Source organism: Streptomyces torulosus (assembly GCF_001419765.1).
In the GTDB taxonomy this organism is placed as follows: domain Bacteria; phylum Actinomycetota; class Actinomycetes; order Streptomycetales; family Streptomycetaceae; genus Streptomyces; species Streptomyces torulosus.
Genome location: NZ_LIRK01000467.1, coordinates 1 through 24723, shown reverse-complemented (window position 1 = coordinate 24723; position 24723 = coordinate 1). Strand labels below are relative to the sequence as shown.

Below are 24723 nucleotides of genomic sequence, written 5' to 3'. Positions count from 1 at the left end.
GCGGCGAGCGGCGAGCGGCGACCGAGGGCGACGGACATCCGACGGGCGGACGACCAGCGGACAGCGAGGAGCCAGGGGCCAGCGGCAGCGGCAGCGGCAGCGGCAGCGGCAGCGGCAGCGGCAGCATTCGAGGCACGCGGGGGCGGTCGGCAGCGGACCGGTCACCCGCTCGTCGCCCCCGTGAGCCCACGACGCCCCACCGAACACCCGTACGCGTCGTTCTCGCTGAAGTCCCGCGCCGCTAGGGTGGGTTGGACGACCGCGGCCACGGAGGTGAGCGCACGGATGCCAGGGCCCGTGACCACCCGGATCGGCATCACCGGACACCGGCAGATCCCGGAGGCCGCCCTGTCCGCCGTACGGTCCGGCATCCGGTCGGAACTGCGGAACCGTCCGACGGCCCGGGCCCTCAGCAGCCTCGCCGCCGGAGCCGACCAGTTGTTCGCGGAGATCGCCCTGGACTGCGGTGTCCCGCTGACGGCCGTGATCCCCGGCATGGACTACGAGACCCACCTGGGCGGCGACGAAGTAAGGGCGGAGTACCGCCGGCTCCTCAAATGCTGCGCGGAACGCGTGGAACTGCCGTACGAACGCACGCACGACGAGGCGTACTACGCGGCGGGCCGCTACATCGTCGACCACGCGGACCGTATGGTCGCCGTCTGGGACGGCGCCCCGGCGCGCGGCCTGGGCGGCACGGCCGACATCGTCGCGTACGCGCGGCGGACGGGCGTCCCGGTGACGGTGCTGTGGAGCCCCGGGGTACGCCGAGCCTGACGCATCGACAGAGGCGCCCTCACAGGACCCGAACCACCCGAGCCCAGGACCTCGAACCACCCGAGCCCTGAACCCGACCCACACATGCTCAGGACCCGAACCGCACGAGCCAGTCCGTGTGCTGGGGGGAGACCAGGCGCTCGGCCTCGGCGACGGCGTCGGCCCAGCCGTCCTCGGTGACCGTGGTGCCCATGGCGACGCGATGGGTGTCGAGGTCCTGTTCGACGAGCTTGTGGGCGTAGGTGAGGGGGCGGTGCCGGCGGACCTCCTGCCAGGCCACACCGGCCGCGGCGGCGGCACTGAGCACGCCGGTCGGGTCCCAGCGGCTGCCGATCGCCCCGAGGGCGCGCAGCACGGCGGTGATCAGGGCCAGCCCGGTCAGCGTGGTCGTGACGCCGGACCAGCGCACGGAGGCCTGGTGGGCCTGCCCGGCCTTGCCCCCGTACCAGGCCAGTTGCTCCAGCACCCGGTCGCGGAGGTAGATGTCCCGCCGCGCGGCGAACCGCTTGGCGCGCACGGCCCGCATCCGGGGGGTGATCTGCCCGAGCCCGAGCTCGGCGGAGCTCTCCCGCGGGTCGTCCCACCCCACCTTCCGCAGCTCGCTCAGCCGCTCCTCCAGCCGTTCGGCGAAGAGAGCCTCGGGGTTGACGTGCCGTGAGTGGAAGGGGCCGCCGTGCACCATGTACTGCCAGGCCAGCGACTTGATCACCTCGGCGGCGGCACGATGCGCCTGCCAGTGCACCCGGGCCCGGCGCCGGGAGGCGTGGATCCCGATGGCGATGGTCGCGGCGTACAGCACGGCCGCGACGGCGGACGGTATCCGACTCCCCACCCGCTCCGCGAGCGAGGCGGTCCCCGTGGCGAGCAGCAGCGCGAACAACTGCGTCCGCACGATCCGGAACGACTCCCCCTGATGGACCAGCGCGAGCTGATCGCACGCATGGAACAACGGGGGTAAATCACGATCACTCACCGTGGTGCTCGGGCCGGGCGTGGCAGCCATAGGAGGACCTCGCACAGATGTCTGGAGACAACGGGCAGATCATGCTCTCGTCAATTCGAGAACTCCACCAGAGCACCCCCGGACTACCCGCCCCCTACCGCGCGCGCCTCCCTAGTGCTGTGACCGGAAAGGTTTGCCGGAAAGCTCGCGGCGTCCGGTGCGGTGCCTCGCAAGGCGGAGCATGACCCGCGTACTGGATGTACTCGGGTCATGCGACAACGCCGCGAGGTGCCGTGCCGGGCGTCGCGAGCCGGTGAACCTTTCCGGTCACAGCACTAGGAAAGGAGTTCGGGCGTCGTTGATCGAGACGGGAAAGACATGATCCCTTCGTGCACGAAGCCCAACAGCCGATCTGACGCAGTTGGACCGGCCACCGCACCAGCACCTCGCCGGCCGCCCGACTGGGACACAGCCTGGAAGCTGCTGCCGACGTCGGACACCGGTGAGACGAGCGGCGCGGCGCTCGACGTGGTCCTCTCCCACCCCTATCTGCGTCTCTCCCTGCTCGGCGCCTCGGACACACAGAGGCGGTCGCCCGGGCCCATGTCGACGGCCGTCGCAACCGCGGTGCGGGCCGGCGTGGAGACCGTCAGCTGGGACGAGCCGGACACCGAGGCCACCACAGTCACCCCCTCCAGGCAGGCTCCGGGCTGAGAATCGACGCGACCACGCCCGACGCCCTGGGCCTGGCCGTCAACTTCGAACCCGAGACGTTCGTGAGCGAACTGCCGGATCCGACACGGACGTCGAGGCTCGCTGCTCTGCGCCAGGTGACAGACCTTCATAGGGCTGGTACCGGTACCGGGCGCCTCCTCGAAGAGGTCGAGCGCGTGTGTCGGCAGAGCGGCCTCAAGGAAGGACCGATTCTCCGTCGGCGAGGAACTACGACGCGCCCGACACGCCCTCGAAAGCCTGACTGCGCTTGTTGTTGGCGAACTCACCGAGAATGAACGGTACTTGGTCCGAAAACTCAACGAGGAATGGCGAGCCCTCCATGACTGATGCCACTCATTCGCGGAATCTTCTGCATCAGCTTCAGAGCACTCTGACCGAGCTGGGCGTCCGCCCGGGCGCCATCCTCATGGTGCACTCCGCCCTGGGCGGCACCGGACTCGGCGCAACCGCCGTGCGTGACGCGCTGCTGCGTGTCCTGGGCCCGGACGGCACGCTCGTCGTCCCCGCGTTCACGCCGGAAAATTCCGACACGTCTCGCGAGTACCGCCGGAGCGTCGAGGGCATGACGGAGCGCGAAAGGGCCGAACACCGGGCCTCAATGCTGCCGTTCGAGCAGTCCGCCACCCCGTGCCCAGCCATGGGTGCCCTCGCCGAATGTGTACGGAGCACACCCGGCGCGGTCCGCAGCGCCCACCCGCAGACCTCCTTCGCCGCGCTCGGGCCACGCGCCCTGGAATTGCTCTCCGGCCACGATCCCTACTGCCACCTCGGTGAAGACTCCCCCATGGCACGGCTGTACGAGGCCGACGCGCAGACACTGCTGCTGCGTGTGGGGTTCGAGGTGTGCAGCGCCTTCCATCTCGCCGAGTACCGGATGACGCCTCGTCCCCCTCGGAGGACGTACCGCTGTGTGGTGGAGGAGAAAGGCAATTGGATCGAGTACGAGGATCTCGATCTCCATGACGGGGACTTCGGCGAAATCGGCGGACTGCTACCACGCGGCCTCTACGAGGAGCGCGCATGGGCCGGACGACAGGCCGTGCTTATCGACATGCGCGACGCGGTCGACACGGCGAGCGCTCTGATGTCCAGATATCGCAGAGCGTGAAAGCGCCATCCGACGCCGGGACCGGTCAGTCACAACGATGGCGCAACCTGGTCGACCTGCACCGAATGGAGGAGACGGACGGTGCCAGAGCACTCCTTGAGGCCCTGCACGCTCTTCTGCCAGTCCAACTACGCCAGCATCTTCGCCGAACAGGGCCGGTACGGGGAGGTGTGGGCGAAGCCGGTACCGGGCCGCACGCCAGCAAGTACTGGGCTGGCACCATCCGGAGGCGCTGGGCGTCGTCGCCAAATCCACCTTGACGCTGCGGAGGCTCGGCCGGACCCAGGAGGCGAAGCACCTGCGCGGGGACGATCGAGGAACTCACTGGTCACAGGCACCAGTTGGGCGAGGGCAGTGGCCTCTCGAACCTCGCCTCCCAGGAATGTCCGCGTCTACAGCGATCTGCAGCCACTGGCGGTCTGAGGGGCGCCGATTCAAGGGCGGGCTTGAGGTGCGGGGATGCTCCGTGCATCGCATCCGCCCATGCGCACTTCACGAACCGCCGGGCCCCAACACTAGGTAGAGAGAAGCCGTCGACTGCGGATCCTACGTCAAGTGCCCATCGGCCCGACCGCGTCAACGGAGCCGGAGGTGGATAGGACCGACGCGTGCCTTGACTTCGCCATCCCCGCCCGTCAGATTCGAGGCTCCGCACCCCACCCGGGACACACGGCAGACGTGTGTGCGCCGGGCAAACAGCACGGCCACCCACCCCTTCACCAGGCTGGAGCGACCTGCATGTCCAAGAGCGCGGACCCCCACAGACGTTCGACCGTTCCGGCCGCCGCTCCGTCGCGGCGGCGTGTGCTCGGGGCCGCCGCCGGGGCCGGGGCCGCCGTGGCGGCCGGGGGGCTCGGTGGTACGGCCGTCGCGGCGGAATCGGCTGCCGCCCCTCCCCTGCTCGGCACCTACGACGTCGTCGTCATCGGCTCCGGTGCCGCCGGGATGACCGCCGCGCTGACGGCGGCCAAGAAGGGGCTGAGCTGTGTCGTCGTGGAGAAGGCACCGACCTTCGGGGGATCGGCGGCCCGTTCCGGCGCGGGGATCTGGCTGCCCAACAACAGCGTCATCAAGGCCGCCGGTGTGCCCGACACCCCGGCCAAGGCCGCCCAGTACCTCGCGGCCGTGGTCGGCGACGACGTGCCGGCCGACCGGCAGAAGGCGTTCCTGGACCACGGCCCCGCCATGCTCTCCTTCGTCATGGCGAACAGCCCGCTCAGGTTCCGCTGGATGGAGGGGTACAGCGACTACTACCCGGAGCTGCCCGGCGGTCTGCCGAACGGCCGCTCCATCGAGCCCGACCAGCTCGACGGGAACGTGCTGGGCGCCGAACTCGCCCGGCTGAACCCGGCGTATCTGGCCACCCCACCCGGCATGGTCGTCTTCAGCGCCGACTACAAGTGGCTCGCCCTGACCGCCGTGAGCGCCAAGGGGGTCGCCGTCGCCACCGAGTGCCTCGCGCGGGGCACCAAGGCCGCACTGCTCGGGCAGAAGCCGCTCACCATGGGCCAGGCCCTGGCGGGCGGACTGCGCGCCGGGCTCCTCTCCGCCGGCGTACCGGTGTGGCTCGACACCCCGCTCACCGACCTGCACATCGAGAACGGGGCGGTCACCGGGGCCGTCGTCACCCGCGACGGCTCCCCGGGGCTGCTGCGCGCCCGGCGCGGCGTCATCGTCGGCTCCGGCGGCTTCGAGCACAACGCCGCCATGCGCGAGCAGTACCAGGAGCAGCCCGTCGCCCACTGGTCCGTGGGCGCCAAGGAGAACACCGGCGACGGCATCCGCGCCGGTCAGCGCGCGGGCGCCGACGTGGCGCTGATGGACGACGCCTGGTGGGGGCCGGCCATCGCCACACCGGGGCAGCCGTGGTTCTGCCTCGCCGAACGCACGCTCCCCGGTGGTCTGTTGGTGAACGCGGCGGGTGCCCGGTTCGTCAACGAGGCCGGGCCGTACAGCGATGTCGTCCACACGATGTACGAGCGCGACACCCCGGCCGCCCGGCACATCCCGGCCTGGCTGATCGTCGACCAGAACTACCGCAACCGGTACCTGTTCAAGGACATCGTGCCGACGTTCCCGTTCCCCGCCGAGTGGTACGACGCCGGGGCCGTCCACAAGGCGTGGTCGCTGGACGCGCTCGCCTCGGCGATCGGCGTCCCCGCGGGCGCGCTGCGCGCCACCGTCGACCGCTTCAACTCCCTGGCCCGGCAGGGGGACGACACCGACTTCGGGCGCGGCGACAGCGCCTACGACCACTACTACACGGACCCGTCCGTGCAGCCCAACCCCTGTCTGGCGCCACTGTGGCTGCCGCCGTACTACGCCCTGCGCATCGTCCCCGGCGACCTCGGCACCAAGGGCGGGCTCCTCACCGACGCCCGCGCCCGCGTGCTGCGCCCGGACGGCTCGGTGATCCGCGGCCTGTACGCGGCGGGCAACGCCAGCGCCGCGGTGATGGGCCGCAGTTACGCGGGAGCGGGCTCGACCATCGGGCCCGCGATGACCTTCGGTTACGTGGCGGCGCTGGACATCGCGGGCGCCCTGTGAGCCCGGCGGCCGGGCAGCTCCGCAGCCGGAGCTACCCGGCCAGCCGCAGATCGATCCACCAGGTCGGGTCGCCGTCCAGTTGGTAGCGGTCGATCTCCACGAAGCCGTGTTTCTCGGCGAAGCGGAGGCCGGTCTCGTTGGACTCCAGGACGCAGGTCTCGATGACCCGGGCGCCCAGCTCGCGTGCCTTCAGGAGCGCCCGTTCGTACAGGTGACCGCCGTGTCCGCGGCCGCGGTGCTCGGCGAGGACGCGGGCGATGACCATGGCCGTGGCGTCGTCCCCGCCGGGCGGGCGGACCGTGGAGTTTCCGATCAACTCGCCGTCGGCGTAGGCCAGTTCGAGATGGTTACGGGCGGCGCGCTCGCGGACGTCGTCCAGGGAGAGGACGTGCGCGGGGATGATCGTGTTGTGGACGTACCGCCAGGCTTCGAGCTGCTCGTCGCCTGCGGCACCGTCCACGTGCTGGATGTCGAGGGCGGTCACCGGCTCAGCGTAGACATCCCGCCCCGTCCCGCACACCCGTTATTTCAGCGGCCGTCCTCCGCGCCGCCCTCCTCGGCCTGGGTGTCGTCGCCCGTGGCGTCCAGGAGTGCGTACGCCCTTACGGGGAACGTGCCCATTCCCTCGACGGCCGGTGGCGCGGCGTGGAAGCGGAAGCCCTGCGGCGGGAGTTGATCCAGGCCGCGCAGGTGCTCCACGACGGGGATGCCGGCGGCGAGGAGCCCGGTGTGGGCGGGGCGGGTGCCGTCGTCGGTGTCGTCGATGTTGAGGGAGTCGATACCGACCAGGGCCGCCCCCTGGTCCACCAGCCAGGCCACGGCGTCCGCCGTCAGGTAGGGGTGGCCGTGGCCGTACCGCTCGGTGCCCCAGTGCCGGTCCCACCCGGTGTGGATCAGTACGGCCCGCCCCGTGACGTCGTACGGCAGCAGCGCCGCCCGGTCCACGGCCCGGAGTCCGGCGTCGTGCACGCGGACGACGAGGCCGTCGAGGTCGGCGAACGTGCCGATCGGCAGCCCCGCCAGGTCGTGTCCGCCGCTGAAGCGGTGGAAGGGGCTGTCCAGGTAGGTGCCCGTGTTGGAGACCATCGCGATGCGGCCGATGGCGAACTCGGTGCCGGGCGCGTAGTGGTCGCGGGACGCGTCCCGTGTGAGGTGCTCGCCGATCTCGGGGCCGGGCAGTCCGGGGTACGTGGTCATCCCGTGCCGGATGGTGTGGCTGAGGTCGACGATCCGGCGGCCTTCCCGTCTCCGCTCACCGTCCGCCACGGGTACGGTGCCCGCCTCGCGTGCTCCGCTCTCCGTGCCGTCCGCGGTCCTGCGGCCCTCGCCGCTCGTGCCGCGCGACCCCTTGTGCGGCTCCCGCACCGCCTCCCGGCCGCTGACGTGCACCTTGTCGACCATGAGCAGCCCGAGATGCCGGACGAACAGCTCAGCCAGCTCCCCGTCACCGATCTCCGGCCCGGGCACGTCCAGCATGAAGCCCTGCGTCTGCAGTCCACCGCCGTTGCCGAAGGTCACCTCGGCGTCGAACCGGACCCGCCACTGCTCGTCGTTCTCGCTCATGGGCCGATCCTCCATGCAGTCGCACTTCACCACAAGCAAGGATTACTGAAGCGGAGCTACAGTGCCGCTTATGGAACTCGACCCCCGCCGCCTGCGCGTCCTGCGCGCCGTGGCACTGCGCGGCGGTGTGGTGGACGCCGCGAAGGTGCTGCATCTGACGCCGTCGGCCGTCTCGCAGCATCTCGCGCAGCTGGAGCGGGAGGTCGGCCGTCCGCTGGTGGACCGCTCGCGCCGCCGGGCCGGACTGACCCCGGCGGGGCGGCTGCTGGCGGCACGCGCCGAACGCATCGAGCATGAGCTGGCCGAGGCGCGCCGCGAACTCGCCGAACTCACCGGCCGGGCGACCGGCCCGGTGGCGGTCGCCGCGTTCTCCTCGGCGGTGTGCCACCTCCTGGTCCCGGCCCTCGCCGCCCTCGGCCGCACCCATCCGGGCCTGGAGCCGCGCGTCATCGAGGCGGAGGGCCCCGACGCCCTGCGGGAGTTGCGCACCGGTGGCCTGGACGTGCTGGTCGTCGAGTACGACGGCGCGGACCCCGACCCCGACGAGCAGTGGCGCGACCTGGCGTCCACGCCCGTCGCGGACGACGCGTACCGGGTGATCACTCCGGCGGACTGGTCGCCGCCGCCCCGCTCGGTGCGTGACCTCGCCGAGCGCCCCTGGGTCGCGGCACCGTCCGACACCGCGTGCGGGCGCGCCCTGGAGCGCATCTCCGCGGAGTACGGCTTCACCGCGCGACGCGCCCATGTCGGCCGGGAGTTCCCGACCGTCCTCGCCCTGGTCCGGGCGGGGCTCGGCGCCGCCGTCGTCCCGACGCTGGCCCTCGCCGGCGCCCCGGCCGAGACCATCGCCCTTCCATCGGCACCCGTGGCGGGCCACCGCCGCATCGCCGCGGTCCACCGAGCCTCCCGCACAGGCCCCGAGCCCCTGATCGCAGCGGTGACGGACGCCCTGCGTAAGGCCGCGGTGGACCTGGGACTGACCCCCACGACGACGGGTTGACCGACACGGCCACGGGTTGACCGACACGGACGCGGGTCGACCGACACGGACGCGGGTCGACGCCCACGAACGGCGGGGCACCTCACGACCACCGGCCCCCACGGCCCCCGGTCGGCCCCGGCGCCCACGGCCGCCGGCTGACCTCCATAGCCGCCGGCTGGCCCCTACAACCTTCGGCTCACCCCACGGCTACCGGCTCCATCCGCGCCCGCGGGCGGGCCCGCTCGACCGCGGGCCCGGCCCCCACGTCCGTCGGCTGACCGCCCGTACGCGGGCACCGGCGGCCCGCGCAACCGCCGCGCGCCCCACGGCCCCCGGCTGACCCCACGACCGGCAGCTCACCCCACGGCCCCCGGCCGACCCGCCCGTACGCGGGGCGGCGGCGCGGGGGCCGTGGGGGCAGTGCAGCGTGGTCGGTGGTCAGGGGGTCTTGATGATCGTGTCTATCGCCCGGACGAACGCGTCGGGGCTCTCCTCGTCGCCCATGGCCAGGCGCAGGGTGTAGCCGGTGAGGAGGGCCAGGAGGACGTGGGCCGTTCCGGTGGCGTCCGGGTCGGCGGGGACGCCGCGGACGGTGCGTTCCACGCGGATGAGGTCGGTGGCCTTGGCGTGTGCCGTCGCCAGGTGGTGGCGGACCCGTTCGGCCAGCCGGGGCGAGACGGCCGCCTCGCCCCAGATCTGCGCCATCAGCCGCGCGTGTTCCCGCCCGTCACCGGTGCCGTGGACGCGTTCCGGCGACTCGGGCAGGCTCGACGAGGTGACGTCGTCCAGGGCCGTGTGGATCGCGTCCTCGCACACGGCCTGGATCAGGTGGTCCTTGCTCGGGAAGTAGTGGTAGAGCGCACCGGCGGACAGTCCGGAGCGCGCCACGATGTCACCGGTGGAGGACTGGGCGAATCCCTTCTCCGCGAACACGGTGCGGGCGGCGTCCAGGATCTGCCGCCGGCGGGCGTCCCGGTGGGCCTGGGTGACCTTCGGCATGGGCGGACGGCCTTTCGTCGTGTCGGGGCGGTGGTGGCAGTGGTGGCAGTGGTGGTGACCATCCCGGCCGGCCCCGGCCGACCCGGGACCGGCCGAGGGGCGGCCGAGGGGCGGCCGGGACGTCAGCCGACGGGTGCGGCCGTCTTGTCGGGGGCCGGGGTGGACGCGGGGGTGTCCTCCGCGGCGTGTTCCATCCGGTCGAGGCGCAGGGCTCGGTGCAGTGCGCGCAGGGGGGACGGGGCCCACCAGTTGGCCGCGCCGAGGAGGGCCATCAGGGAGGGGACGAGGAAGGCGCGTACCACCGTCGCGTCGATGAGGACGGCGAACGCCGCGCCGAGGCCCAGCTCCTGGATGAACACCAGCCGGGACATCGCGAGCGCGCCCACCGGGATGCAGAACAGGACCGCGGCCGAGGTGACGATCCCGCCGGTGCGGGACAGGCCCTGGGCGACCGCCTCGCGGTTGTCCAGGCCCTGGGCCCTGGCCTCCTTGATGCGGCTCAGCAGGAAGACGTTGTAGTCCGTGGACAGGCCGAACGCGAGCGCGAAGACCAGGACGGGCGTGGTGGCCTCCAGCCCGGTCTGCGGGGCGAAGCCGAGGTTGCCGTCCTGGAACACCCACACCAGGAAACCGAACGCGGCGCCGGTGGACAGCAGGTTCATCACGAGGGCCTTCAGCGGCAGCACCACCGAGCCGGAGAAGGCGAAGAGGAGCAGCAGGGTGACGACGACCAGGATGCCGCCGGCCAGGGGCAGGCTGTCGCCGATGCTCTGACGCTGCGCCAGGAAGTCGGCGGTCCGGCCGGTGTACAGGGCGGGGTACGGGGCGGCCAGGTCCTGCACGGCCTCGACGGCGTCCTTGGACGAGTCGGTCAGGGGGTCCTCGGCGAGGACGGCGTCGATCTCCCAGTACCGGTTGTCGAGTTCGACGGGGGTCCCCACCGACTTGACGCCGGGAACGGCGCCGATCCGCTCGGTGTAGTCGGCGAGCCGGGAGGTGTCCGGGGCGCCGTCGGTCTCCAGCACGATCTGCAGGGGCGAGGTGGCCCTCGCGTCGTAGTCCTCGTCGAGCACGGCGGCCACCCGGCCCGCGCTGGTCTCCTCGGGCAGGAGGGTGGGGTCCACTCCGGTGAAGCGCACGCCCAGCAGCGGCGAGGCGATCAGCAGCAGCGCGGCCGTGGCGGCGAGCGCGAACACCGCGGGGCGGCGCATCACGGCCTGCGCGACGCGGTACCAGCGTCCCTCGGTGGCGCGGGCGGCACCGGCCGTGCGCTGCCAGCGGCGCGGGGCGAGGGAGTTGACCCGCTTGCCCAGCAGGGCGAGCAGCGGGGGCAGTCCGAGGAGGGCGAACAGGGCCGCGGACACCACGGTGATGACGCCGGCCAGTCCCATGGACCGCAGATAGGGCTGCGGGAACGCGATCAGCGCGGCGAGGGCCGCGGCCACGGTGAGGGCGCTGAACAGCACGGTGCGGCCGGCGGTGGCGACGGTCCGCAGGACGGCCTCGGCGCCCGGTCCGCGCTCGGCGAGTTCCTCGCGGTAGCGGGAGACGAGCAGCAGTCCGAAGTCGATGGACAGGCCGAGACCGAGGGCGAAGGCGAGGCTCATCGCGCCGGTGGAGACGTTCATGAACTCGGTGGCGACGCGCAGGCCCGCCATGGTGAGCAGCAGGGAGACGATGCCGCCCAGCAGGGGGAGCAGCGCGGCGACCAGCCCGCGGAAGACCAGGAAGAGCACCACCAGGATCACCGGGGTGGCGAGGAGTTCGGCCTGCGTCAGGTCGGTGTCGGAGACCTCGGCCACCTGGACGTGGCCGGGTGTGGCGCCGCCCAGCCAGGTGCGGCCGCGCAGGGTGGGATCGTCGTCGATGGCCTTCTGGAGGCCCTCCACGGCTCGGGCGCTCTCCTGGTCCGTCATGGAGCCGGTGGCGCCGACGACCACGGTGCTGCGTCCGTCGCGGGAGATGAGCGCGGCGCCGTCCGGGGAGGTGTAGTCGACCACCTGCTCGACCTCGGAGCGGGACCGCAGGAGCTCCGCGGCGGCCGTGACGGCCTTCGGCGGGGCGGTGTCCTTGTCGAGCCGCTCGTCGGTGCGGACCAGCAGCAGATGGCCCTGCTGGGGGTCGATGCCGGTGGCCCGTTCGATGATCTCGCGGGCCGCGACGTTGCCGCCGCCCGGATCGTCGTAGTCGGACAGGCCGTTGGAGAGCTTCTCCGCCACGGTGCCGCCGTAGACCGTGGCCAGGGCGGTGACCAGGAGGGACAGGAGGAGTACGGCGATCCTTCGGCGGTGAAGGGCCGAGCCCAGAGCGGAGAACATGATTCCTTCCTTCTTCCTCCTGCCTGCGGGCCGTGATCCGCAGGACCGTGGAGGATGCGCTGGCTGCCCGGGAGGGGCTGGTGGGGGGCACGCGGGCGGGCGCGGTGTCCGCATGGGCCGGAACACTCCCGCCGACCCGGCACGCGCGAAGGCCAGCATCCGGCACGGCGCTGTATTCCCGCTGAAGCCCGAGCGACGGCCTCGGGGTCACGTGCGCTGAAGCCCGAGCGAGGGCCTCGTGGGCCAGGTGCGGCAGCCCTGTCGGGCCCGCGCGGCGGAGGGGGACGCAAGACCGGCTTTAGGAGGCGCCCGAAGCATGGCGGCGCCGCGTACGACGAGCCTCGGCCGGGACCGCCCCGTGTCCGGCCGACCTGCGCCACGGCGCGGTGCGGCTCCGCCCGGGGGTGCCCCGGGCGGAGCCGTCGGGGAGGCAGCCGACGGCGCGTGACGCCGTCAGGGCTTCTCCCTGGGCCGTGAGGCCGACTTCTCCCCGACGAGGGGCCGACGTGCAGGAGGGACAGCCCGTGACGGGATCTGACAGGGCCAGGCCGGCCGGGAACGCGGCGGTGCACACCCAGGTGTGCATCATCGGCGGCGGACCGGCGGGGATGACACTCGGCCTCGAACTGGCCCGCCGCTCGGTGGAGGTCATCGTCGTGGAACAGAGCGGCCACTTCGACCGCTCTTTCCGCGGTGAGTCGATCTCACCCGACTCGGTGTGGCTGCTGGAGCGTCTGGGGATCCTGGACAAGGTCCGGGACCAGACGCTGGAAACCCGCCGGATGCAGATCATGGACGGCGGCCAGGTGGTGCTGGACGCCGACTTCTCCGCGTTCGACCAGCCGTGCCGCTACCCGATGGAGCTTCCGCAGCCGCCGCTGCTGTCGGCGCTGGCCGAGGAGGGTGCCTCGCTTCCGGGGTTCACCCTGCTGCGGCGGAGCACCGCGGTGGAACTGCTGCGGGACGGCGAGGCGGTGACCGGCGTCCGGGTCCGCGGCCCCGAGGGGGATGTCGAGGTGCGGGCCGCGCTGACGGTGGGCGCGGACGGCCGGTTCAGCAAGGTGCGTCAGATGGCGGGCCTGCCGTACGAGAAGATCCCGCTGGAGCGGGACTTCGTCTGGTTCAAGGTGCCGGTCCCCGAAGTCTGGGATCCGCACACCTACCGGGTGCGGATCCTGGGGAACCGGCACGGCCTGTTCATCCCCACCGTGCCCGACCTGGTACGGGTCGGCTTCAACATCCCCAAGGGCGGCCTGCGGGAGATGCGGGGGCAGGGCCTGCCGGCACTGTACGAGCGGATCGACGAGCTCGCCCCCGAGATCTCCCAGGAGGTACGGGAGTCCGTCACCAGCTGGTCCGACACCTCCATGCTGGACATCTTCACCACGGTCGTGAACCGCTGGTCCATGCCCGGCCTGGTGCTGATCGGCGACGCGGCGCACACGCTGACACCGGTGCTCGGGCAGGGCGTGAACCACGCCATCACCGACGCCGTGATGCTCGCCCCCCTGGTGGCTCCCGTCCTGCGGGGCTCGGGCGACCACCGGTCGGCGCTGCTGAGGGCCACCGAGCGTTTCCAGCACGAGCGGGAGCAGGCCGTGGCCCGCTCCCGTGACCTGCAGCTGCGCCAGGAACGCGCGTTCGCGCTCTCCGGCACCGTGCCGGTGGCGCTGCGCAAGCTCGCCTACCGGCTGGTGAGCTCCAACGACGCCCTGAAGCGGCGGATCGTCGCGGGCATCTACTACCCGCTCCAGGAAGCGCACCGCACCGGCCGCACCGTGGTGCGGGTGGCGCCCTCCGCGCCCACCGCGCCCACCGCGTCCTCCGCGCCCACCGCCCACCTCGGCGCCGAGCCGTCCGACGTCTGACCCCGCCGACCTTGCACCGCGCCTCAACCCGCGCCTTACCCCACCGCCCGACTCCGACGCGCTACGAAGAGGACTCACGACCATGACCGCACAGCCCGAGACGGCACCCGACACCGCTGCCGCGCACTCCGCCCACGACGACGAGGACGTACGTCCCTACCCCTTCGAGCGGCCGTCCGCGATGCAGGCCTGCCCGGTGTACAAGGAGCTGCGGGAGACGTGCCCCGTGTCCAAGGTGAGGATGCCCAGCGGCGACCATGCCTTCCTGGTCACCACGTACGACGAGGTCCGCACCGTCCTGTCGGACCAGCGGTTCAGCCGGGCCGCCACGCTGGAGGACGGCGCCCCCCGACTGGCAGCCGCCCCGCAGAAGTTCAAGAGCCTGCTCAACATGGACCCGCCCGAGCACACCCGCGTGCGCAAGCTGGTCTCCAGGGAGTTCACCGCCCGTCGGGTCGCCGCTCTGCGCCCGCGGATCCAGGAGCACACGGACGCCCTGCTGGACGCGATGGCCGAGCAGGAGGGCCCGCTGGACCTCATCCCGGCCCTGGCCTTCCCGCTTCCGGTGATCGTGATCTGCGAGCTGCTCGGGGTGCCCTTCGACGACCGGGAGAAGTTCGCCGCCTGGGCGAGCGCCTTCCTGGCTACCACCTCGCGGACCAAGGACGAGATGCTGGAGGCCCAGATCGGGCTGTTCACGTACCTCTCCGAACTCGTCGAGGCCAAGCGGGAGAACCCCGGTGAGGACCTGCTCTCGGCACTGGTCCAGATCCACGACGAGGACGGTGACCGGCTCAGCCACGAGGAGCTCATCTTCCTGGGGATCAGCCTGCTGGTGGCCGGCCACGAGACGACGGTCAACCAGATCGCGAACAGCGTGGTCGCGCTGCTCACCCACCCCGAGCACCTGGCCGCCCTGCGCGCCGAGCCGGAGCTGATCGGCAACGCCATGGAGGAGATGCTGCGCGCCTACCCGCCCGGCGACGAGGCTCTGCTCCGGATCGCCACGGAGGACGTCGAGCTCGGCGGTGTGCTGATTCCGGCGGGCAGCGCCGTGCTGCCGGGCCTGGCCTCGGCCAACCGGGACGCCGGCCAGTTCAGCGACCCGGACGGGCTGGACTTCCACCGGCCGACGAACCCGCACTTCGCCTTCAGCCACGGCCCGCACTACTGCATCGGCTCCGGCCTCGCCCGTCTGGAGCTCCAGATAGCGATCGGCACGCTCATCAAGCGCTTCCCGACACTCCAGCTGGCCGTGCCGGCGGAGGAGCTGCCCCGGCCGTCCGGGATGCTCGTCCACGGCATCACCGCGTTGCCCGTCACCTGGTGACGAGGCCTCGTACGACGCCTTCTCCACGCGGTACGCGACTCCCCCGGGCGGGGCCGGTCCTCCGGCCCCGCCCGGGGCGTTCGTGTGGGCGGCGTACACACGGCGTACCCGCCATGAGGCGGACGGGCCGCTGGTCGAGCGAGTGGCCGACCGGGCCGGCCGTCCGGACGCAGCCGCACGTGGGCCCCGGCCTGTTCAGGCCGGGGCCCACGTGCGGCGAGCCGGAGGCTGCCGGGCAGAGCGCGTCAGGACCGGTCGTGTACCGCTGTGGAGCGCGCCCGTACGACGAAGACGAAGGCGACCAGCGCTCCCAGCGCGGGCGGCACCGCGGACAGCAGCAGGATCTCGCGGCCCGGGACGTCCAGTGCGAGGAGCCCTCCGCCGACGGCCGGGCCGATGATGGAGCCGGTGCGGCCGAGCGCGGCGGCGTAGGCGACACCGGTCGTACGGGTCGCGGTGGGGTACAGGGTCACCGCGAGGGCCGTCTGGCCGAGCACGCCCGCGACGATGCCGGCGCCGGCCGCGGCCAGCATCACCAGCAGCGCCGCGCGGCCGGTGTCCGCCCATGCCGTCGCGACGAGGAACACGACGGCCGCCAGCGCCATCACGGTCAGGGCGCGCGGCGTACCGAGCCGTGCGCACAGGGGAACCATCACCAGTCCGCCGAGCACACCGCCCACGGCGATCATCGACGTGCCCACCGGTGCCTGCTCGGGAGTGAAGCCGTATCCCCGGGCGAGCAGGGTCGGCAGCCAGGTGAGGAGGCCGTAGTTCGTCGTGTACATCAGGAGGGCGAAGCACCACAGCAGTACCGTCTGCACGGCGGTGCCCTTCTCGAACAGCCGGCGTACGGACGGGTCCGCCGCCTCCGCGCGTCGTACGGGGGAGGCGGGGGTGCCGGGCAGGCCCCGTATCAGCAGGGGCACCATCAGCGCCGGCAGCAGGGCACCGGCCCAGAACACGGAAGTCCATCCGAACGCGGTGATCAGGGGCGTGCTGACGAGGCCTCCGGCGACGGCGCCGACGGCGATCGCCAGGACGACCGCGACGCTGGCGGACTCCCGCCGTGCGGGGGGCACGTTGTCCGCGGTGAGGGAGACACACGCGGGCAGCACGGCGCCGAGACCGAGCGCGGTCACCAGGCGCGCCACGCCGAGCGTCGTCACCGAGTCCACGGGCACGGTCAGTGCCGACCCCGCCGCGAAGACCAGGGTCCCGGTGACGATCAGGGGTTTGCGCCCGAAGCGCGCGGCGGCTCGAGAGGAGCACAGGTAACCGATCACCACACCGAGGTTCGTGGCGACGAGCGCCGGTGTGAACGCGGATTCGTCCAGATTCCACTCCCGCGCCAGCGTCGGGACGACGAAGCCGAGCGATGCGGTGTCGAATCCGTCGAGGAAGATGGTCAGGAAGGCGAGGACGACGACCCGCCGACTCGTCGTCCCGGCACCTCTCTCGGCCGTCGCGTCCGCCGGACGCTCGTGAGTTGTAGTCATCTGCTTTCACCTTGGGTTCACGGGCGCGGGCCCGCGCCCTGGTGTGCGGGGTATGCGGTCGGAAGGGGGCGGACGACCGCCGCCGGAACCGATGCGGTTCCGGCGGCGGTCAGGCCCGGTGTCCGGAGCCCGCGGGCTCCGGACACCGTCGGGCCCCTGTCGAGGGGGTGTGTGTCACATGGCGGTGACGCAGCAGGCTGTCGGCCGTGCCGCCCTCCACGCGGGAGACGGCGGCCAGCCACTCGCTCAGCCCGGTGCGGCCCAGCAGGGACCGCAGCCGTTCGCCGGCACCCGGCTCAGACACGGCCCGCGGCCTGCTCGCGCAGGGCGGACACCACGCGCCACAGCGAGGCGGGGGTGGCGAAGGTGTCGGCCATCAGCTCCGAGTCCGGGACGGCGATGCCGTACGTCTCCTCCACCCGGACCAGGACCTCCACCATCGCGAGCGAGTCCAGGCCCGCCGCCTTGAGGCTGGTGTCGGGCTTCAGTTCGCCCTGGGCGGCGAGCCGGGGCAGGGCCTCCTTGAGGAGCGCCTCGTACGTCGGGTCCCAGGGCGCGGCCGGTTCGTCCGCCGTGCCGACGGGCGTCGTCCCCGTGGTCGTCTCTGTCATGGCGGTGGTGTCCTCCGTACGGGAAGCGGTGAGAGGGGAGACGGTGTGGCGCCGCAGGGTCAGGCGGCCGGCGGAGACGGTCTCGGTGCCGTCCACGACGAGCTCGGCGGGCGCCGGGTGGCCGAGGAAACCGAGCAGGCTCGCGGACAGTCCGTAGGCGCCCACGTTGGGGAAGGCCAGCAGGTCGCCCGGGCGCAGCCCCGGCAGGTCGACCGCGCGGGCGAGGATGTCCGCGGGGGTGCACAGCGGACCGGCGAGGGTGACCATGGCGGGTTCCCGGTCACCGGCCTCGTCCGCCGCCGGGCCGGAGCCCGACAGCGGCTGGGCGGACAGGGGCAGCAGACGGCCCAGGCCCGACAGGCCGCCCAGGTGGTTGATGCCGGCGTCGAGCACCGCGTAGGTGTTGCCGCGGCTGTTCTTCACGTCGGTGACGGTGGTCACCAGTCGGCCGCTGTCGCCCACCAGATAGCGGCCGGACTCGAAGGCGATCACCGGTTCGCCGTCCCGCCAGCCCGGCAGGTGCTCGTCGAGAACGGCGGTCAGGGCCGTGCGCAGCCTCCCGTACACGGGCCGCTCGCCGGGGTTCGCGTACGGGGCGGCGAAGCCTCCGCCGAGGTCCAGCAGATGCAGGGGGATGCCGAGTTCCTCCCGGAGCTGGGCGGCGGTGCGCACACTCTGGGCCAGTTCGGCGATGAGACCGTCCTCGTCGCGGGAGTTGGTGAGCGGGAAGAAGTGCATCCCGATGATCCGGACGCCCTTCACCAGGAGCCTCGCCCCGTGCTCGGCCAGGTCGTCGAGGTCGAAGCCGAACTGGGAGGGGCCGCCGGTCATCCGCAGCCCGGCCTGGCCCGGTGCCCCGGCCGCGTTGATGCGCAGGACGCAGTCCGCGGTGACGCCCCGGGCGTCGGCGGCGGCGCCGATCCGCTCCAGGTCGCCGAAGGACTCGGCGGAGAAGGTGCGCATCCCCGCCGCGATCGCCTCGTCGAGCTCGGCCGGGACCTTGCCGGGACCGGAGTACATCAGTTCCGCCGCCGGGTGGCCCGCCTCGAGGGCCGCAGCCAGTTCCCCGCGTGAGGTCACCTCGGCGCGGGCTCCGCCCCGGCGCAGCTCGGCGACGAGATCGGGGTGCGAGTTGGCCTTCAGCGAGTAGTAGACGCGGCACGGCTGGGGCAGGGCCGCCCGCAGGTCCTCCAGGGCGGCGCGCACCCGGGCCAGGTCGTAGACGTAGAGGGGGCTGCCGTACTGCTCGACGAGCCGACGGACCGTCAGGTCGGCGCCGGGATGCCCGGCGTGGTCGTGGTCAGTGGCCATCGGTGCCCTCCATGAGCCGCCGGCGCAGCTCCTTGCGGTCGGTCTTGCCGTTGGGGGTGAGCGGAAGGGCGTCCAGCACATGGCAGACGTCCGGCACCTTGGCGGCTTCGAGGCGGTCCCCCAGCCGGGCCAGCACCTGCTCCCCGTCCACGTCGGGACTCTCGCCGACGACGAAGAGGACCATGTCGCGGTCGTCCTCCGGCACGAGCAGCGCCGCTTCCCGCACGCCGTCGATGTCGAGCACGGCGGCCTCGATCTCGACGGAACTCATGCGCGAGCCGCGCCGCTTGAACAGGTCGTCCCGGCGGCCCTGGAAGTAGACGTGCCCGTCCTCGTCGAGCCGGCCGTAGTCACCCGTGTGCAGGGTGACCGGGCCGCCGTCCGCGCCCGGCCGGAACCGCAGGGCGGTCTGCTCGGGGGAACGCCAGTAGCCGGCCATCAGGTGCGGCCCGCGCACCACTATCTCGCCGGTCTCCCCCGTCGGGACCGGCCGTCCGTCGTCGTCGACGACGAGCACCTCGGTGCCGGGCAGCGCGGGCCCCACCGAACCGGGGCGGGCCAGATCGCCGTCGGGTTCGAGGATGGTGATCCGCTTGCACTCGGTGGTGCCGTACATGGGCACCACCGACGCGCCGGGGAACGTCTCCCGAAGCGCGGCGATGAGCGGGGCGTTGAGGGCGGCCCCGGTGTTGGTGAACAGGCGGATCCGGGTGGGCCGCTGGTCGCGGGAGGCGAGTTTGACGAGCAGTTCGCCCAAGGACGGCACGAGGGGCACGACGGTCGCCCCGTGGTCCCGGGCGAAACCGAGCAGCCGGGCGTGGTCGGCGGGGCCCGACAGCAGCAGTTCGGCACCGGCCAGCGCGCTGAGGAAGACCTGGTAGAGGCCGTAGTCGAAGGAGAGCGGGACGGCGGTGAGCACGATGTCGTCGGGGCGGTAGTTCAGCCGTGCCGCGATGGCGCGGGCGGCGAACGCCACGGGCCCGTGCGGGCAGGCCACGCCCTTGGGCGCCGCGGTGCTGCCCGAGGTGTAGATGAGCAGGGCGAGCCGGTCGGCGGGCACCTCGGTCTGGGTACGGGCGGCCGGGTCGGCCGGACCGGACAGGTCCAGCTCGGAGACGACGGCGACCGGCACCCCGGACGGCCAGCTCAGGCCGTCGGCACCGTCGCGCTCGGCGTCCTCGACGACGATCAGCGAGGGTTCGGAGTCGGCGATCACCGACTGGAGGTGGAAGGCCTTCATGCCCGGGTTGATGGGCACCAGGACGGCACCGTGTCGCCAGGTCCCGTACAGCAGGGCGGTGAACTCGCGGCTGCTGCCGACACGGGCCAGCACCCGGTCGCCGGGCTTGACGCCGTGGGCGTCCAGGATCCGGGCGAAGGAGTCGGCGGCGGCGTCGAGTTCGGCGTAGGTCCACATGCCGTAGCGGTCCCGCACGGCGGGGGCGTCGGGGCACCGGGCGGCGGCGGCCGTCAGGAACACCTCGGCGGCGTTGTCGACCCGGGGGGCGGTCTCGGTCCCGACGGCGTCGTCGATCAGGGCCGAGGCCGGAAAGGACGTCAGTGTGCTGGTCACGACCGCGCCTCCTCGTCGTGCGCGGCGGGCGTCTGCCAGGACGGTTCCTCGGTGATCTCCAGCACGGCGCAGGTGGACGTGAAGCCCGAACCGGCGCCGATCAGCAGGACCGTGTCGCCGACCCGCAGCAGCCCGCGCTCGGCGAGGTCGTTGAGCCCCGCGAACTGGTCGCCCGCGCCCAGGTGTCCACTGCGCCGGGCGAACTCCCAGCTGGTGCGGTCCTCCGCCAACCCCAGGACGGTGCCGGCCTGCCATTCCATCTTGCTGCGGCCGCTCGCCGGGATCACGGCCCAGGTGATGTCCTCGCGCTGCTTGCCGGCGTCGGCCAGCGCCGCGTCGACGGCGGCCACCGCCACGCCCACCAGACGCTGGGTGGCCTCGCGCAGGTTGCCGTGGTGCTGGAGGTAGTGACCGAGCCGCTCGGCGAGCCCGAGCGGCTTCTCGTCGGGCAGCGGGGTGAACCCGGGGCCGCGGGTGACCACCTCCAGCGAGTTGTCGGCCCGGGTGGCGGTCGACAGCAGCTTGGCGAATCCGCCCTGGTTGGAGAGCAGCAGCGCCGTGCCGCCGTCGCCGTAGACGATTCCGGCCTCGTCGCGCCAGCGGTCGATCAGCGGTTCGCCGAAGCGGTCCGCGGTGGTGAGCATCGCGGCGGCGGCACCGGGCGTGGTGGCCAGATGGCGGGCGGCCAACTCCATGGCGCCCGTCCCGGCGTTGCACTCCTGCTTGAGTTCGAACGCGGGGACGCCCCTGCCGAGCGCCTTGTCCGCGACGTACGAGGCCACCGGCCACAGGGTCTGCCCTTGGAACCAGACGTAGCTGTGCAGCAGCAGGCTCACGGTCTCGGGGTCCAGCCCGGACCGCTTGAGTGCCGTGGTGGCCGCCTGGACGGCCATGTCGGGCGGTGCGACCTCCTCGTCGGCCACCCGGATGGACAGCAGGGCGTCGGCCTCGAACTGTTCGGGGTCGTACTTGCCCGCTTCCACGGCCGCACGTGTCGGATACGGCTCCGGGAGCCAGGATCCCGTGGCCGCCACGTAAACGCTTTCCCAGCGCATGGTCCTCCCATCATCGGTGGCTGATCTCTCGATCCGTCGTGTCGTGTCAGGAGATGAGCCCTCGGGAGGAGCGTGTGGGTGACGGCTTTGGCCCGGCTAAAGAAGGAGACCGCCGGGGCACCGCGCGTACGGGCTCAAGTGCGGCTTCAGTGACCCCGCCCAGGCTCGGGGCGCGTGACGTTCGGAACGCCGCGTCCAGGCCGCCGAGAGGAGCCAGCACATGCACAGGACCGATGGGGACGGCGCAGACCCCAGGCGGTGGTGGATGCTCGGGATACTGTCCCTGGCGTTGTTCGCCATCGTGCTGAACAACGGGCTGCTCAATGTGGCGATACCGGTGCTGATGCGCGATCTGGGCGCGGACATCGGGCAGGCCCAGTGGATCGTCGACAGCTACGCCCTGGCCTTCGCCGGCGTCCTGCTGACCGCGGGAGCGGTGGCCGACCGGTTCGGCCGCAAGCGGGCCACGCTCGGCGGCGCGGCGGTCTTCGGGGCCGGCTCCCTGATCGCGCTCGGCGCGGACGGCCCCGGCCAGCTGATGGCGGCACGGGTGGTGATGGGCCTGGGTGCCGCCTTCATCATGCCCGGCACGCTCGCCATCATCGTCGACGTCTTCCCGGAGACCGAGCGTGCCCGGGCGATCGGGGTGTGGAGCGGGGTCTCCGCCCTGGGGGTCGCGGCCGGCCCGGTGGTCGGCGGTGCCCTGGTCGGGCATTTCTGGTGGGGGTCGATCTTCCTGGTCAACCTGGTACCGGTGGTGGTGGTCCTGGTCGGCGGGGCGCTGCTGCTGCGCGAGTCCGCCGACCGGGCGCCGCGGCCACCCGACCCGGTCGGTGCGCTGCTCGGCACCGCGGCCATGGCGGGGCTGGTGTTCGGCGTCATCCAGACCTCGGGGCACGCGCTCACCTCGCTGCCCGTGGTCGGCGGACTGGCCGTGGCCGCGGCGGCGGGCACCGTGTTCGTCATGTGGGAGCGGCGGCACCCGCATCCGATGCTCGACACGGACCTGCTGCGCCGACCCGCGTTCATCGGGGCGAGCGCGAGCATCCTGCTCCTCATGCTGGGGCTGGCCGGCACCCTGTTCGTGCTCACCCAGCGGCTTCAGTTCGTGCTGGGGTACACCCCGCTGCGCTCGGGCCTGGCCGTGATGCCGGTGGCCCTCGCGGTGGCGCTGGGCACGCTGTTGTGTCCGGTGCTGGACCGGCGGGCCGGGGCGCGGGGCTGTGTGGCCGTGGGCCTGTCGGCCGCCGCGTGCGGTGTGCTGGTGCTGGGGCAGTGGGGCGAGGGGTACCCGCCGGTGTTCGTGGGTCTGGTGCTCATCGGAGTGGGCTTCGGACTGTCCATGGCACCCACCACCCATGTGGTGATGTCCCTGGTGCCCCCGGAGCGTTCGGGGTCCACCGCCTCCCTGGACATGACCATGCAGGAGCTGGGCACCGCCCTGGGGGTGGCCGTGGTGGGCAGTGTGCTCGCCGGCCGTTACGCCGATGCCGTGGCGGGTGCGCCGGGGAGCGTGGGCGAGACCCTGCGAGCAGCCGAGCGGGCCGGGGGTGAGGCCGGGCACGTCCTGGCCGCCACCGCCCGCCAGGCCTTCGACGACGCGGCGGCGGCGGGGCTCGGTGTCGCGGCGGCGGCCGTGGCCTGCGGTGCGGTGGTCGCCGCGCTGCTGCTGCCGGGACGGGCGGGTGCCGAGGCGGCTGTCGCGCCTTCGGTCACCGGCCCCCGCGAGGCCGGACCGACCCCTGCTCACCAGGGCTCCGCCCACCCCGGAGCCTGAGCGCGTGCCCTACCCGTACGACCGTGACGGACGCCGCTTCAGCGATTCTCCAGCGGTGGGGGCGACGCTGGAGACCTGGTCGTCCCGTGCCCCGTTCGCGTGGCGCCGACACCACGAACAGCATGAGGAGATTCACCAGATGACCGTTCAGCAACGCTCGTTCCTGGGCAGAGCCCTGTATGTCGGCCCGTCACTGCGGACCTTGCACGAGCAGTACGCCAAGCACGGGACCGTCGACGCCGGTGCGCCCGTTCTCGCGTCCTGCGAAGTCACTGTCCGAGCCCCGTCGTCGGAGGTGTGGGAACTGCTGGCCGACATCGCTCGATGGCCCTCCTGGGTACCGGGGGTCCGGCAGGCGCACCTCGACGGCGACCTCGCGCCGGACGTTCCGTTCCGCTGGGTGCTGAACGGAATGCGCGTCAAGTCCACGCTGGCCGTGGTCCGGCCGGGATCCGAACTGTCCTGGACCGGCACGCTCGCCGGGACCCGCGGAGTGCATCGCTTCCTGCTGGAGCCGGCGCGCGGCGCCACCCGCGTGCGGTCCGAGGAGTCGATCGGCGGTCCGCTGGCGGGCCTCCTCTACAGCAGCGACAAACTCCAGGCCGTCCTGGCCGACTGGACCGCCGCCCTCAAGTCCCAGGCAGAGAAGACGGGATCGACTCGATGACCATCGCACTGGCCTACAACCCGCTCTTCCTCGCTCTGCGGTTCCTGCTGGAGGTGTTCGCGCTGGGCTGCTACGCCGTGTGGGGCTGGCGCACGGTCCCGGGGCCGCTGCGTTTCGTCGCCGCGATCGCCGTCCCCGTGGCGATGGCGATGCTGTGGGGCAACTTCGCCACCGCCGGCGACGAGGCCCGGTCGGGTGAGACCACCTTCGACACTCCTGGCCCGCTACGGCTGCTGCTGGAACTCGCCGTGCTCGGCGGGGCCTGGGCCGCGCTGCGGCACATCGGCGCCCTGCAGGTGGCCAAGTACTACCTGATCGTGCTGGTGGTCTACCACGTCTGTGCGTACGACAGGATCTGGTGGCTGCTGCGGCACTGACCGATTCACCGGGCCCGTCGCCCTCGGGCGCGGGCGCGGCGGTCCGGGGCGGCGGGGGCGGCGGGTTTGCCGCCCCCGCCGCCCCCTTTGCGCACCCGCGCGTGACGGAGTGCGCGTCGGAGCGGTTCGGCCCGACCGGTGCCCGGCCTCTCTTCCCACGTCGGCGGGCCGTCCGCTCCGGTCCCGGAGTGGACGGCCCGCCAGTCGCGTTCGCGGTGCGTCAGACACCGACCGCCTGAGAGGTTTCCGCGAAGTCGCGGCCGCCCACGCCTGTGCGGTGGGCGATCTCGTACCGTCGCAGCACCTCGGAGAGCCGGTCGAGGAAGGCGCTCTCCTGTTCCCTGATGTAGAAGTGGCCGCCCGGCACGACGACGTTCTCGCAGTGGTCGGTGGAGTAGAGGGACCACTCCCGTACCTCCGGGACCGTCACCAGGCGGTCGTCGGCCCCGGCGAAGGTGTGCAGCGGAATCGGCAGCGGGGTACGGTCCACGCTCCCGGCGCCCTCACAGAGCATCAGATCGCCCCTGACGACGGGCAGCAGCGCCGCCAGCCACTCGGGCCGGTCCAGCAGCACGCGGGGCAGACCTCCCAGCGCGGCCAGCCCGCGCATGAGTTCATCGTCGTCCGCCACGTAGCCGTGGGTGATGGGCGGGGCCGGCAGGTGGGGGGCGCGGTGGGCTCCGAGG

At 72.6% G+C, this 24723-nt stretch carries 20 protein-coding genes and 1 pseudogene; 10 read left to right on the top strand and 11 right to left on the bottom strand.

What is annotated here, in order from left to right; all coding sequences use genetic code 11:
• Positions 1-285 precede the first annotated feature (285 nt).
• Complete coding sequence (locus tag AOK23_RS29645) at positions 286-777, top strand: hypothetical protein (protein WP_055715668.1); 492 nt, start codon at positions 286-288, stop codon at positions 775-777.
• 88 nt (positions 778-865) lie between these two features.
• On the opposite strand, the gene AOK23_RS29640 is transcribed toward AOK23_RS29645, so the two are convergent.
• Positions 866-1780, bottom strand: a complete 915-nt coding sequence (locus AOK23_RS29640) for a DUF4231 domain-containing protein (protein WP_055715667.1) — start codon at positions 1778-1780, stop codon at positions 866-868.
• Between the two features lie 318 nt (positions 1781-2098).
• Here AOK23_RS29640 and AOK23_RS48120 point away from each other — a divergent pair, with 318 nt between their 5' ends.
• The 3 genes from AOK23_RS48120 to kstD all read left to right on the top strand — a co-directional run bounded on the left by AOK23_RS48120 (position 2099) and on the right by kstD (position 6110).
• Positions 2099-2434: a hypothetical protein gene (locus AOK23_RS48120; protein WP_157878192.1), complete on the top strand. Its 336-nt coding sequence runs from the start codon at positions 2099-2101 to the stop codon at positions 2432-2434.
• Between the two features lie 340 nt (positions 2435-2774).
• A complete protein-coding gene (locus tag AOK23_RS29630; protein WP_055715665.1) occupies positions 2775-3563 on the top strand; it encodes an AAC(3) family N-acetyltransferase in 789 nt (262 codons plus the stop codon).
• 738 nt (positions 3564-4301) lie between these two features.
• On the top strand, positions 4302-6110 hold the full coding sequence (gene kstD / locus AOK23_RS29625; RefSeq protein ID WP_079049778.1) for a 3-oxosteroid 1-dehydrogenase: 1809 nt from the start codon (positions 4302-4304) through the stop codon (positions 6108-6110).
• Between the two features lie 31 nt (positions 6111-6141).
• On the opposite strand, the gene AOK23_RS29620 is transcribed toward kstD, so the two are convergent.
• Complete coding sequence (locus AOK23_RS29620) at positions 6142-6594, bottom strand: GNAT family N-acetyltransferase (RefSeq protein WP_240496618.1); 453 nt, start codon at positions 6592-6594, stop codon at positions 6142-6144.
• Positions 6595-6638: 44 nt separating this feature from the next.
• Positions 6639-7673 carry a cyclase family protein gene (locus AOK23_RS29615; RefSeq protein ID WP_055715664.1) on the bottom strand — a complete coding sequence of 345 codons (1035 nt, stop codon included), beginning with the start codon at positions 7671-7673 and terminating at the stop codon, positions 6639-6641.
• Between the two features lie 70 nt (positions 7674-7743).
• On the opposite strand from AOK23_RS29615, the gene AOK23_RS29610 reads away from it, so the two are divergent.
• A complete protein-coding gene (locus AOK23_RS29610) occupies positions 7744-8673 on the top strand; it encodes a LysR family transcriptional regulator (RefSeq protein WP_055715663.1) in 930 nt (309 codons plus the stop codon).
• A 420-nt stretch (positions 8674-9093) separates the two neighbouring features.
• Here the strand turns inward: AOK23_RS29610 and AOK23_RS29605 are convergent, their stop codons facing one another.
• Together AOK23_RS29605 and AOK23_RS29600 are read right to left on the bottom strand one after the other, a co-directional pair.
• Complete coding sequence (locus AOK23_RS29605) at positions 9094-9654, bottom strand: TetR/AcrR family transcriptional regulator (protein ID WP_055715662.1); 561 nt, start codon at positions 9652-9654, stop codon at positions 9094-9096.
• A 122-nt stretch (positions 9655-9776) separates the two neighbouring features.
• The gene (locus AOK23_RS29600) at positions 9777-11972 is read right to left on the bottom strand and encodes an MMPL family transporter (RefSeq protein WP_055715661.1); all 2196 of its coding nucleotides are present in this window, start codon (positions 11970-11972) and stop codon (positions 9777-9779) included.
• Positions 11973-12496: 524 nt separating this feature from the next.
• Between AOK23_RS29600 and AOK23_RS29595 the strand changes: the two genes are divergently transcribed.
• Entirely contained in the window at positions 12497-13840 is a 1344-nt protein-coding gene (locus AOK23_RS29595) for an FAD-dependent oxidoreductase (RefSeq protein WP_240496617.1), read from the top strand.
• A gap of 82 nt (positions 13841-13922) precedes the next feature.
• Positions 13923-15170, top strand: a complete 1248-nt coding sequence (locus tag AOK23_RS29590) for a cytochrome P450 (protein WP_055715659.1) — start codon at positions 13923-13925, stop codon at positions 15168-15170.
• Positions 15171-15415: 245 nt separating this feature from the next.
• Here AOK23_RS29590 and AOK23_RS29585 read toward each other — a convergent pair whose 3' ends face one another.
• The 5 genes from AOK23_RS29585 to AOK23_RS29570 all read right to left on the bottom strand — a co-directional run bounded on the left by AOK23_RS29585 (position 15416) and on the right by AOK23_RS29570 (position 21216).
• The gene (locus AOK23_RS29585) at positions 15416-16666 is read right to left on the bottom strand and encodes an MFS transporter (protein WP_055715658.1); all 1251 of its coding nucleotides are present in this window, start codon (positions 16664-16666) and stop codon (positions 15416-15418) included.
• 109 nt (positions 16667-16775) lie between these two features.
• Complete coding sequence (locus AOK23_RS48115; RefSeq protein ID WP_157878191.1) at positions 16776-16970, bottom strand: hypothetical protein; 195 nt, start codon at positions 16968-16970, stop codon at positions 16776-16778.
• Positions 16963-18588, bottom strand: coding sequence for a phosphopantetheine-binding protein (locus AOK23_RS29580; RefSeq protein WP_055715657.1), 1626 nt, complete (start codon positions 18586-18588; stop codon positions 16963-16965). Before AOK23_RS29580 ends, AOK23_RS48115 begins: the two co-directional genes overlap by 8 nt.
• Positions 18578-20161, bottom strand: coding sequence for a class I adenylate-forming enzyme family protein (locus AOK23_RS29575; protein WP_055715656.1), 1584 nt, complete (start codon positions 20159-20161; stop codon positions 18578-18580). Before AOK23_RS29575 ends, AOK23_RS29580 begins: the two co-directional genes overlap by 11 nt.
• A complete protein-coding gene (locus AOK23_RS29570) occupies positions 20158-21216 on the bottom strand; it encodes a ketoacyl-ACP synthase III family protein (protein WP_055715655.1) in 1059 nt (352 codons plus the stop codon). Before AOK23_RS29570 ends, AOK23_RS29575 begins: the two co-directional genes overlap by 4 nt.
• A 265-nt stretch (positions 21217-21481) precedes the next feature.
• Here AOK23_RS29570 and AOK23_RS29565 point away from each other — a divergent pair, with 265 nt between their 5' ends.
• From AOK23_RS29565 to AOK23_RS29555, 3 genes are all read left to right on the top strand, one after another.
• A complete protein-coding gene (locus AOK23_RS29565) occupies positions 21482-22993 on the top strand; it encodes an MFS transporter (RefSeq protein ID WP_240496616.1) in 1512 nt (503 codons plus the stop codon).
• Between the two features lie 139 nt (positions 22994-23132).
• Positions 23133-23660, top strand: coding sequence for an SRPBCC family protein (locus AOK23_RS29560; RefSeq protein WP_055715653.1), 528 nt, complete (start codon positions 23133-23135; stop codon positions 23658-23660).
• Entirely contained in the window at positions 23657-24037 is a 381-nt protein-coding gene (locus AOK23_RS29555) for a YrdB family protein (RefSeq protein ID WP_055523113.1), read from the top strand. Before AOK23_RS29560 ends, AOK23_RS29555 begins: the two co-directional genes overlap by 4 nt.
• A 220-nt stretch (positions 24038-24257) precedes the next feature.
• On the opposite strand, the pseudogene AOK23_RS29550 reads toward AOK23_RS29555, so the two are convergent.
• A pseudogene (locus tag AOK23_RS29550) lies at positions 24258-24723 on the bottom strand (thioesterase domain-containing protein); the annotation flags it as partial.